This window comes from Pseudoalteromonas sp. GW168-MNA-CIBAN-0100, assembly GCF_040309225.1.
Lineage (GTDB): Bacteria > Pseudomonadota > Gammaproteobacteria > Enterobacterales > Alteromonadaceae > Pseudoalteromonas > Pseudoalteromonas arctica.
This window is the reverse complement of the sequence record NZ_JBEOOL010000001.1, coordinates 106742-118330: the sequence shown is the minus strand read 5'-3', so window position 1 is coordinate 118330 and position 11589 is coordinate 106742. Positions and strand designations below refer to the sequence as shown.

Genomic DNA, 11589 nt, shown 5'->3' with positions numbered 1-11589 from the left:
TTATGGCTTACCTGAGTGGCCTAAAAAAGGCACTCGCTTTATAAACAACTTTAATGCTTGATAATAAATACCTTTGAAAATAGACCATGTCATGGCCGGAAAACGTTTAAACAACTTATTAATCTCTTCGTTAGTGAGTTCTTTACGTTTTAAGCGAAGTGTTGCATCAAATAATAACTCTTCATTTTTCTTATTTTCAATGTGTATCAATGTTTTATCAGGCGATTGTTTAACATGCCAATGATAGTTCATATCTAGATTCATAAAAGGTGATACGGAAAAAACCTTCTTAAAGTTCACTTTTTTTTCTAAAGGGACTAAATAATAATGACGTTCGTTCCAGGGTGTATTACTCACTTCAGCAATCATGTACTTAAAACGAGTGTCGTTGTGGCCAAAGAAGTAAAAATTAACAGGGCTAAAATACACCCCAAAACAACGAAGTTGCCCAAGCATATAAACATGAGTAAAGGTTTCAGTAATACCTAAATTGGTAAGTTGATCATGCGCACGCTCAATAAGAGGTCGTTTAGCACGCTTTGAGGGGTCTTTAAGATAATCAGCTTCATTAAATTTTAACGCTTTTAAGCCTGACGTACCTATGTGTTTATGCACACCATTTAGTTGCTGAGGATTATTTAAATCTACCCACATCATATACAAAGGGTAACTAAAACGATGTTCTTTAACAGCAAAACGGCGATGTTTTACATCGCCTAAATACACTGCACTAGTCAAATTCGACCCCAAGTTGCTTGGCTACATCTACACCACTGTGTACGCCATCTTCATGAAAACCATTGTACCAATAAGCACCACAAAAATAACTATTGTTTTGTCCATCAATACTGTGTTTAAGCTTTTGAGCAGCAATTGACTCTTGGTTAAATACAGGGTGATGATAAGTAAACTCGCGCAAAATTTTACTTTGGCTTATTCCTTCAAGGTGATTAAGCGTTACACAAAACTGTGTATCCGACTGTATGCCTTGCAAAATATTCATTTGGTAAGTAACAACAGCTGCTTTATCAGTGTTGTTATTAAGTAGGTAGTTCCAACTTGCCCATGCCGCTTTTCTATCAGGTAAAAGGTTTGTATCGGTGTGCAGCACAACTGAGTTCTCAGTGTAAGCTATTGCACCCAATACTGACTTTTCTTGCTCAGTCGCATCACCAAGTAGTGCAAGCGCCTGATCTGAATGACAAGCAAATATTACTTTATCAAATTTACTTAATTCACCATTGGCAAACTCTATTGTTACTTCATCATTTTGACGCGTAACAGATTTAATATCTGTATTAAGTTTAATTTTATCAGCAAAGCCTCTGATCAGTGGCTTAATATACTGACGAGAGCCACCTGGTACCACATACCACTGTGGTCTGTTTGTTACATCTAAAAGGCCATGATTAAAGAAAAACTTAACAAAAAATTCAACGCCTACATTCTCCATTTCTTTAATACTGGTAGACCAAATAGCCGCGCCCATAGGAAGAATATAATGGTATTTAAAAAAGTCATTAAAGTGATTGTCACTAAGCAGTTGCCCTAATGATTGATCAGCTTGGTAATTATCTTTTTCATGTAGTGCTTTACACAGTTTATTAAACCTAACAATGTCGTACAATAATCGCCAAAACTTAGGTCTAAAAATATTACGACGCTGTGCAAATAGGCTTGTAAACGTATGGCCATTGTATTCAAAGCCAGTGGCTTCGTTATGAACACTAAAGCTCATCTGCGTTGTTTGTTTATCTACACCAATACGCGATAGTAACTTTTCAAAGTATGGGTATGTTCTGTCATTAAATACAATGAAACCAGTATCAATCGCGTACTTAATACCACCAACATTTACATCAACTGTTGCAGTGTGGCCACCTATGTAATCATTTTTTTCAAATACGGTTACATCATAATGTTTGTGAAGCAAATGCCCACATGTTAAACCAGATACACCAGTTCCTATTATTGCTATTTTTTTCAACGGGCTAATCCTTTTGCGATTTTAAGCCAAATTGGGAGTGGTAAAATACGTAATGCTTTTAATATAAGTGTAAAACGGTACGGAAAGTGAACATCTTTTCGGCGCTTATGTATTCCCTTAATCATATAGTCTGCGGCTTTTTCAGCGGTAACAGCCATAGGCATCGGGAAATCATTTTTATTAGTAAGCGGAGTTTTCACAAAGCCAGGGTGAACTAAAGTCACATCAACATCATCTAAATCAACAGCTAAGCTTTTTGCTAAGTAACTTACACCCGCTTTTGATGCACCATAAGCTTCTGAACGAGGTAGCGCAAGGTAGGTAACACTTGAGCTGACCAAAACAAGCTGACCACCTGAATTTATTTTAGGAAGTAGCGCCTCAAGGCAATACCCCATAGAGAGTAAATTTACGTTTATTACACGCTCAAACAATGCACTATCAAAATTTCGCGCGTCATCTATGTATTCACAATTACCGGCGTTTAAAATAACACGGTCAAAATGAGGAAAGCCAATAGTAGACTCTTTAATGTCTTGTAGATTAGTTGCATCAAATTTACACGCTTGAATATTGTCGTATTTAGCAAGCTCAGCGAGCTTTTCACTATTACGGCCACAAGCAATAACAGTGTCTCCCAACTGCGCATATTTAATTGCTAACTGCTCACCAATACCAGAAGTAGCACCCGTTATAAGTGTGATCATAATTAACCTGCCCTTTTATCAATTAGCTTTATAACGCTACCAAGTAAAGGAATGTGTTTGTATAACAACTCGCCCATATTAAAGTAGTCTCTGTGCTTGATAATTTTGCCATTTTCAAAAATAAGCTTGCTATGACCTTCTACCGAAATAGTTTTACCTGATGAAAGCTTTGGATGTGCATAGTGCATAGTCCAATAAATAAAAGCATTGTTTCCGCTATTAAACGAATCACTAATATCAAACTGGCAATGCTTAACATTGCTATATAAGTTAGCAAAGTACCTGCGCAATTCTACAATGCCGTTAATTTCATGCATTGGGTCTATAAACTGTATGTCGTCACAGTAAATATCACTCAATAAATCAAGATTAGTGCTATCAAGCTGTTGGTATATTTCAACAAATTTATCTACTGGTAACTGGTTATCCATATCACACCTTAAATGCAGCAAGTGCACGTTCTCGTGCCGCTTTATGATCAACTATTGCTGGCCAGTAACATTCCTTATCTTTACCTATTGCGGCTAAATAAGTGTGTGGAAAATGAATGTGTTTATCTGGCACGTTTTCAAGCTCTGGCAAATACTTACGGATAAACTTGCCAGTTGGATCAAAGCGCTCGCTTTGTCTGATAGGGTTAAAAACTCTAAAGTAAGGCTGAGCATCACACCCGGTACTTGCAGCCCACTGCCAGCCACCATTATTTGAGGCTAAATCGCCATCAATTAGGTGCTGCATAAAAAAGCGCTCACCTTCGCGCCAGTCTATTAATAAATGCTTAGTTAAAAAGCTCGCAACAACCATACGTAAACGATTGTGCATCCAACCGGTTTGCTTTAATTGTAGCATTGCAGCATCCACTAACGGATAACCTGTTCGCCCTTCACACCATGCTGTAAATTCATTTTCGCTTTTACGCCACACTACGTCGTTATACTTTTCGTTAAAGTTGTCACCGCGCGAAAGCTTCGGAAATTCAGCAATCAAATGCCTGTAAAATTCGCGCCAAACAAGCTCGTTAATCCACGTAAACGTTTTACTTTTTGACGTAGTTAAAATATCAGGATAACGCTGCTGAATATTAATAAGCAGCTGTTTTGTGCTTACAATACCAAGTGCTAAATACGGGCTTAAACCTGATGTGCCTTTTACGCTGGGTATATCACGCTGATCGTCGTAGCTTGTAAGTTTGTCACATATAAAGTTATCGACCACGGTTGCTAGTGTTTCGTCGTCAACCGGCCACTTATCTGAGCATCCATCACTTTTTAGTAAGTCGCTTTCATCAAATTTTATTGGATCAGAAGTTAAAGGCCATTGAGGCAAACTAAAGTGTGTATCTTGATACTGCTTTAACCATGCTCGCTTAAATGGAGTAAACACTTTATACATTTCATTACTTTGATTTTTAACCGTTCCAACAGGTGCAATTAAATCACCTTCGTACAAAGTAAAAGTAATTGAAAGCTCATCGCATTCGTGCAAAATTGCTTTATCGCGGTTTACTTCATTAAGCTCATATTCTGTATTAGCAATTACGTGTTTTACATCGTTTGATTTACAAAAATCAATAAGCTCACGCGTACAATCACAAAAGCTTGGCGCTTCAATAACATGTAAAGTAATGCCGTAATCAGCAAGCTGAGATTGAAGATAAGTAACTCGGCGCTTGAGTAAGTCAATCTGAATAGGCGCAGTTTGGTGCTGTTGCCACTGTTTTTCAGACACAAAAAAAATGGCGTGTTTAGCGCCATTATTTAGCGCTTGAATTAACGCTTCGTTAGAAAAAAGGCGCAAATCGCGCCTAAACCAAAATAATGTATCCATCAAATACCAAATCGTAGTTTTAAATCGTGAGGGTAAGGGTTAAAAAACACTTGTTTTTCAAGGTACTCATTTGGGTGAACCTTCAAATGATGTTTTAACAAGGTAAGTGGTACATACAATGGCACCAAACCTTCGCGGTATTCATCTATCGCATCACGAAGTTCTTGTTTTTCAACCTTCGATAAATCTGTTTTAAAGTAACCTTGTAAATGCATTAGCGTGTTGCAATTATTTCTGCGAGAAGCTGGCTTTTTAAGACCCGTCATCAAACCTAGAATATATTCATCTGCAACTGCATTTATATCGTCACCTACATAAGTCCCCAGCAGGTTACCCAAATCACGATAAGCTTGATAGTTATGAGCCATCAACAAGTACTTATACTGAGAGTGAAATTGAGTAAGCTTATGAACCGTAAGCGGCTCTTGTGCTAATTTTTGCCAGTTTTTAAATACGTAAATTCTCATTACAAAGTTTTCACGTAAATGCATGTCATTTAAACGTCCGTTTTCTTCACATGGCAATAATGGGTTGTGCTTCATTATTTGCTCAGCAAAAAAACCAACGCCTTCTGAGGTATTACCTGTTCCTGCTTCGTTGTATATTTTAATGCGCTCCATGCCGCAGCTTGGGCTTTTTGCACAAAATACAAATCCGCTTAATTCTTTAGCTTGTTCAGTTGCAACTTTTTTACCATATTCAGTAAGTTGTTGGCCTACTTCGCCGGTGCCATCTGGGCGGCATACTTTAATAGTATCGCCCACTTTAACTTGGCGAATAGTTGGACGAGGTATTGGTAAACCAACAGCTACTTCCGGACAAAACCGTGTGTATTCAACGTGTTTACCTAGCTCGTCCATACAAAAATTTGACTTTTTATGTCCTGTGTCAAATCTAACTTTTTCGCCTGCTAAGCAGGCGCTTATACCTATTTTTATTATATCTGTATGCATATATTCTCTTAGTAAATCAAATTACCTATTGGATTTAGTAACTTGCTGAAGCCCTTATTAAAATGTAGCGCACTACTGACAACTGTAAAGCATAAACATCCATCTTTCGTTAAAGGTGTGTGTTGATGACTACCATCTTGCCAAATAAAGTCGCCTGGTACGTAATTACCATCTTCATCACTAAACTCACCGTCTAGTAGTAAAGTAACTTCAAATCCAGTATGTGTATGCTCAGGAATTTCGCCACCGGCATCAATATGTAGCAAGCTAGAACGCAGCGCACCATCATCAAGCGAAACGCGAGATCGTGCCAGCTTACCAACTTGTGTAAATTTGCTATGAGAAATACGTGTTAAAGCACGTGGAAGCTGATAGTTATGCTCATTCACTTTAATAGAGACAGGCTCTACTTCGTAAACTTCATCAATAGAATCATCAGACATGATCATATCAAGTACATTTAGTTCAAATTCTTCAAGTAAATCAGATTTCTCAGTTTGAGGTTTCTCAAATTGAGCAGGCTCTTCACTAAATAATGCATTTGCATTACTTGCTTCAATTTTAGCTACTTTAGCTTGGCACACAGGGCACATGTCTACGTGAATAGAAACGGCTAAACTCAATGATGTAGCAAGTGATGCATCGCAATACTGTGTCAGTAAAGTTTCACTCGGGTGATGTTTAATCATGCTGATCTCCCATTTCATTACGTAATTTTTGCAAGGCCAAACGTAACCGTGATTTTACCGTGCCTACTGGAATATTAAGTTGATGTGCAAGTTGCTCTTGCGACATATCTTGAAAATAAACGCCTCTTACCACTTCGCGTTGAGCAATTGGTAATTTGTCTAAATAGCGCTTAATTTGCTTATCTTCTAAATGATCACTGTATTCGTGATGCGTATCTTGTGAGTCGTTTAGTAACGGCCAAATATCTTCGCTTATATTTTCTTCTTTATTACTTTTCATTTTACGAAGCATATCGAACGAAGCGTTACGCATAACGGTATAAACCCACGTAGTCGCAGCGCCTTTTTCACTATGATACAAATGTGCTTTACGCCAAACAGACGTTAATGTTTCTTGCACAAGCTCCATGGCTTGGGCTTCAACACCAAACTGCTTAATTCCAAAGCGTTTAATTTTTGGCGCAAAGTATTCAAATAAATATGAAAACGCTTTTTTATCGCGTGATTGCGCAACATCTATAAGCGCTTGCATGAGCTCTTTACTCGGCGTTTCTGGCATGGCAGTGTACTTACCTGTATTAGGTTCACAACGTGGTGACTGTTGTTGACTTACCATAATAATTTATCCCGTTATTGCTTTTGTATTAAGTAATACGGGCAATAATTAATTTAGGATCATAAAATTTAGGCAAATTCGTTATTAATCACAGTATGGAGGAAATTCAGTAAGTTATCAAAATTCGTTTCAAACGCAAGTTGCTGTTTTTTCTCAATAGAAACAGGTAGGAGTTCGAGCCAACGTGCTGCAATCCATGGAAGCTTGTCAAAATGAGTTTTCTTGTACAACAAATTAAGTTCCGGATTACCTTGAAACACGTTTTTAAGCGCATCGTGTAATAGGTAATGTTCACCAATTTGGTTGTTAGAATCTTTGTACCAATACGGCGTATTACAAGGCGATACCAAGCCATGACGTAATTCGTCTTCGTCTTGATAAACATCATTAATTTGCACATTTTGCGATGCAAATACATCAATTAATAATACATCGTTATCGTCTTGGTCAAAATCAATAATATCAACAAGGCAACCTTGCGCGCTTATATTAAAAGGCGTGTCATGCTCGAACGTACAAAGCACAAACCCTGTATTATTTTTTAATGCGGTTTTAACCATATTTAAATAGCGAGGCTCAAATATGCGTAATCGCGTATAACCTTCAGGTAACATAAAAATGGGTAATGGAAAAATCGCACGTTTCATAAAGTCTACTTATTTCAAACACTCTGCCTTTATTTACGTGCGCTTTTGCTAAGTCGATCAGCTTTGTATGAATCGAATTAATTACCAGCTATATAATTGGCTAAAGATTAAACCAACCTCCCATAGCTTTAAACACTTGAACCGAGTAATAAGCGCTAATCATACTGACTACGGGTGCTAACATTAATGCAAATAATCCAAGTTCACTGCTCATCGTTTTAATCCTTTAAATAATTTATTTTGCGTTTTTTATACTAGTGTCAGTATTTTTAAGCGTTGTGCTATTTGTTAAAACGGGCTCATCTAATAAACCCTCTAAAACAGTTTTAGCATCAAAATAAAGCGTCTCCTTTAGTGATTTTTCAAGCTCGATTGTGGTTTGCTTAACATAGCTTGCTACACTTTGAGTTAATATATCAGTTACATCTAGGTCCACTTCTGTTGCGTGTACTTGCGCAGAACCTAATACTAATAAACTTGCCATAGCGATTTTAATTGAATGTTTCATAATGGTATTCCTTGTTTGTGTATTGTTTAGACGTAGTTACATACTCAAGGGTTGTGCCAACATAAAAATAAATTATAAGCAACTGTAATTAAACAACTTTACATGCGCCACTTTAATTTAAAAAATTCATACCTCGTTAATTTAACCATTTAATTTAATTTTTTGACTACTTTTTAGTTAATAAATAAAAGGGGTTAAATGTATTAATACCGTCACACTAAATACATTTAGCGTTTATAAAAACGTCATATCTACCCGCTAAAGTGCACACCACTATAAATAATTTAAAAAGTGCAGTATGACCCTTTCATCACGTCGAAATTTTTTAAAAACCTCAGCAGCAAGTATATTTACCGTCGCAGTATCGAGTGCCATTACAGGTTGTGCTCAAACATTAATAAACAAACCTCTATCGGCTATTGAATTTAAACACGGTCTAGCGAGTGGCGATCCGCTTAGTCATGCTTTGATAATTTGGACACGTGCAACTCCTTCTCAATCAAATTTTGAAGTTACTGTTGCTTGGGAGTTGGCAAGTGACTCTCAATTTAAAAACATTATTCGTGGCGGGCGCGAACAAACAGATAAAAGCCGAGACTTTACAATAAAAATAGATGTACAAGAACTTGCTCCAAACACAGAGTACTTTTATCGTTTTATAGGTTTGCAAACACAAAGCCCTATAGGCCGTGCTAAAACACTACCAATAAATAATATTGAACAAATAAAAATGGCTGTTGTGTCGTGCTCAAACTACCCTGCTGGGTACTTTAATGCCTACACAGATGCCGCTAAGCAAAAAGATTTAGATGTAGTACTGCATTTGGGAGATTACATTTACGAATACCCAATGGGCGGATACGCTACCGAAAATGCTGAAAAAATTGGCCGCCAATTAGCAGCCGATAACAGCGGTGAAATTATTACCCTTAGCGACTATCGCAAACGCTATGCTATTTACAGAACAGACCAAGGCCTTCAAGCACTTCACGCTGCAGCGCCTTTTATCGCAATATGGGATGATCACGAAGTTACCAACGATACCTATAAAAGTGGTGCTGAAAATCATACCCCTGATGAAGGTGACTTTTTTAAGCGCCGCGCAGCTGCTATTCAAGCCTATTTCGAATGGCTGCCAATTAGACCGCCTATGGGCGAACAAAGCCCGCAAATATACCGCACCTTCGATTTTGGTAATTTAATAAGCTTGCACATGCTAGATACGCGTGTAATAGCACGCGATAAACAACTTGCTTACAGCGACTACAAAAACCCCGAGACCAAGCAAATGGATGTTGCGTGCTTTGTCAGTGATTTAAATAATCCAAATAGGCAGTTACTGGGTAATACACAACTAAACTGGCTCACAAGTGCAATAACTAAATCAAATGCAAAATGGCAAGTATTGGGCCAGCAAGTATTGATGACTAAAATGTGGCTACCTACTGAAATATTCTCGCAATCCGATCGCACTAAAATACCGCATGTGTTAAAAGAGCTTGTTGCCATTAAAAAAGCAGTGCTAGCTAATAAAGCGGTAACGCCCGAGCAACTTGCACGCGTAAATACTTTAATGCCTTATAATTTAGATGCGTGGGATGGTTACCCAAGCGAGCGCGAAGCATTATACAAAAGCGTTACTGCATTAAATAAAAAGTTAGTAGTGGTTGCAGGTGATACGCACAATGCGTGGCATGGCACATTAAAAAATGCAAAAGGCGAAAGCGTAGGAGTAGAGTTTGCAACACCTGGTGTTACATCCCCGGGTATGGAGCATTATTTAGCGCTTAATACAGCACAAGCAAAGCAGATGGCTGACTCGCTTACATTGCTAATAAACGATTTAAACTATTGTGACTTATCACACCGTGGATATATGTTACTGACTATTACTAAAGAGCAAATCACAACCGATTGGCGCTATATAGATAATATAGACTCTCCAAGCTACAACATTGCTGCTCAACACCAAAGTGTCTATAAGGGCTAACATTTTGTATAAAAAGAGAAGGTAAACACATTATTTACCTTCTCGTTTATTTTATTAAACGCGCTTAATTACAACTATAAAGAAGCGTCCACGAAGCATCACTTCCTGGAATGCTGTTTGTATACCAATTTGCGCTGTATGCATTACCTTGATATTGCATTTTATCGTCGGTGTTATTGTGAGTAAACGGACCACCTGAGTAATCTTTGTTCACCCAATTAGGGTATGCATTAATACCGTTACAATCTGTTGAACTTACAACACTGCATCCATTTGTATCAACACTAGTACCTGCAGGTGTATCTGGGCACTGATCAATATCATCATTCACTCCATCGTTATCCGCATCGCTTTGTGGTTCAACTACTTCAACAACACAACCTATATTATTAACAGTTTCACCTGCAGGTGTATTAGGGCATTGATCAACATTATCGCTAATACCATCGGCATCGCTGTCAGTTACTGCACAACCAATACTATCAACCGTTGTACCTGCGGGAGTATTATTGCACTGATCAAGGCTGCCACTTACGCCATCCCCGTCGCTATCTAAATCAACATTGCTACTACCACCACCCCAACCTTGAATGATCTCTTTAACTTTAGAGCCTGACGATGTTAGTGAATTCCAACTACCGCCTGGAGTAAATAACGATGCACCTTCGTTTTTATCGTTTAAAGCCCAGTTAGCGTGGCTAATATTGTTTGTTTTAAAAAATGCCATCCATGCATCGGTTTCATTGATATTAACACCCCCATTGCCATCAGCATTAACTGTTCCCCACTCTGTGGCGAATAGTGCAATGCCGTTATCGAGTGCTGTTTGTGCTTTATTTCGATACGATTGACCATGCGTGCCAGCATAAAAATGCAGAGTGTAAGCAATATTGGCACGATCAATTGGGTTTTGTGATGCCATATCAACATCTTGTGACCACGTAGGCGTACCAACCACAATTAAGTTATCAGGGTCGATTGCTCTAATTTTATCAATAACTGTTTCTGCGTAAGGCTTAATATCGTTAACCCACGAGATTTGTAAAGGCTCGTTATAAATTTCATAAATAACATTGTCGTACTGCCCATATTTGGTAGCTACGTCTTCAAAAAAGCGAACTGCAGTTGCTTGATCGGTATGTGCTTCATGGCTATGAAAATCAATAATAACGTACATATCTTCGCTAATAGCTGCGTTTACAACAGTATCAAGACGGCTCATATTGCCCTCCCAATCAAAGTTCAAACTACCACCAGTACTCGTACCATGACCAATAGCTGCACGAATTAATGTTGCATTAAATTCAGTTTTTGCCTTTGCTACTGTTTCTGCTGTATAAAATTTTTCAGCGCCCCACCCCGTATTACTCCAAAATAGGCTAGGTCCTGCAAAGCTTGTGTTTTCTCCACCCGCAAGAATTTGATTTCCACTCACCGTTAACTTTTCAACAGCGGCATTCGCCATTGTTGAGCATTCTAATAATAAAGCTAACGATAAGCTCGCCACTTTAAAATCCTTTCTTTTGTGATTATTTGAACTGTTATTCATCGTATTTCCTTAAATTGAAATTATCAGTCGTCATTGCTTGACGTAATAAATTGATAGCAAACCAATACTTAATAGTTAAATAAAGTTAATTTGGCAAGCAGAAAGTACCACTTACT

General features: G+C 38.0%; 12 protein-coding genes. 1 reads left to right on the top strand and 11 read right to left on the bottom strand.

The features are described from left to right. The 10 genes from AAEY62_RS00560 to AAEY62_RS00515 form a co-directional block, all read right to left on the bottom strand. Positions 1-738: a DUF1365 domain-containing protein gene (locus tag AAEY62_RS00560; RefSeq protein ID WP_024591085.1), complete on the bottom strand. Its 738-nt coding sequence runs from the start codon at positions 736-738 to the stop codon at positions 1-3. Beyond that, positions 731-1987 (bottom strand): NAD(P)/FAD-dependent oxidoreductase, encoded by a 1257-nt coding sequence (locus AAEY62_RS00555; protein ID WP_024591086.1) that lies wholly within the window; start codon positions 1985-1987, stop codon positions 731-733. Before AAEY62_RS00555 ends, AAEY62_RS00560 begins: the two co-directional genes overlap by 8 nt. Next, a complete protein-coding gene (locus AAEY62_RS00550) occupies positions 1984-2694 on the bottom strand; it encodes an SDR family NAD(P)-dependent oxidoreductase (RefSeq protein WP_024591087.1) in 711 nt (236 codons plus the stop codon). Before AAEY62_RS00550 ends, AAEY62_RS00555 begins: the two co-directional genes overlap by 4 nt. A 2-nt stretch (positions 2695-2696) precedes the next feature. After that, positions 2697-3125, bottom strand: coding sequence for a nuclear transport factor 2 family protein (locus AAEY62_RS00545; protein ID WP_024591088.1), 429 nt, complete (start codon positions 3123-3125; stop codon positions 2697-2699). Between the two features lies 1 nt (position 3126). Beyond that, a complete protein-coding gene (gene phrB / locus AAEY62_RS00540) occupies positions 3127-4521 on the bottom strand; it encodes a deoxyribodipyrimidine photo-lyase (protein WP_024591089.1) in 1395 nt (464 codons plus the stop codon). Then, the gene (locus AAEY62_RS00535) at positions 4521-5474 is read right to left on the bottom strand and encodes a YbgA family protein (RefSeq protein ID WP_024591090.1); all 954 of its coding nucleotides are present in this window, start codon (positions 5472-5474) and stop codon (positions 4521-4523) included. The genes phrB and AAEY62_RS00535 overlap by 1 nt, the downstream gene beginning before the upstream one ends. A gap of 8 nt (positions 5475-5482) precedes the next feature. Beyond that, positions 5483-6163 carry a ChrR family anti-sigma-E factor gene (locus tag AAEY62_RS00530; protein WP_024591091.1) on the bottom strand — a complete coding sequence of 227 codons (681 nt, stop codon included), beginning with the start codon at positions 6161-6163 and terminating at the stop codon, positions 5483-5485. After that, complete coding sequence (locus AAEY62_RS00525; protein WP_010552978.1) at positions 6156-6779, bottom strand: sigma-70 family RNA polymerase sigma factor; 624 nt, start codon at positions 6777-6779, stop codon at positions 6156-6158. The genes AAEY62_RS00530 and AAEY62_RS00525 overlap by 8 nt, the downstream gene beginning before the upstream one ends. Before the next feature lie 68 nt (positions 6780-6847). Continuing rightward, positions 6848-7426, bottom strand: coding sequence for an LON peptidase substrate-binding domain-containing protein (locus tag AAEY62_RS00520; protein ID WP_024591092.1), 579 nt, complete (start codon positions 7424-7426; stop codon positions 6848-6850). Positions 7427-7661: 235 nt separating this feature from the next. Next, positions 7662-7934 (bottom strand): hypothetical protein, encoded by a 273-nt coding sequence (locus AAEY62_RS00515; RefSeq protein WP_024591093.1) that lies wholly within the window; start codon positions 7932-7934, stop codon positions 7662-7664. A gap of 298 nt (positions 7935-8232) precedes the next feature. Between AAEY62_RS00515 and AAEY62_RS00510 the strand changes: the two genes are divergently transcribed. Next, on the top strand, positions 8233-9924 hold the full coding sequence (locus tag AAEY62_RS00510; RefSeq protein ID WP_024591094.1) for an alkaline phosphatase D family protein: 1692 nt from the start codon (positions 8233-8235) through the stop codon (positions 9922-9924). A 64-nt stretch (positions 9925-9988) separates the two neighbouring features. Here AAEY62_RS00510 and AAEY62_RS00505 read toward each other — a convergent pair whose 3' ends face one another. After that, positions 9989-11473 carry a cellulase family glycosylhydrolase gene (locus AAEY62_RS00505; RefSeq protein WP_350634419.1) on the bottom strand — a complete coding sequence of 495 codons (1485 nt, stop codon included), beginning with the start codon at positions 11471-11473 and terminating at the stop codon, positions 9989-9991. Positions 11474-11589: the final 116 nt, after the last annotated feature.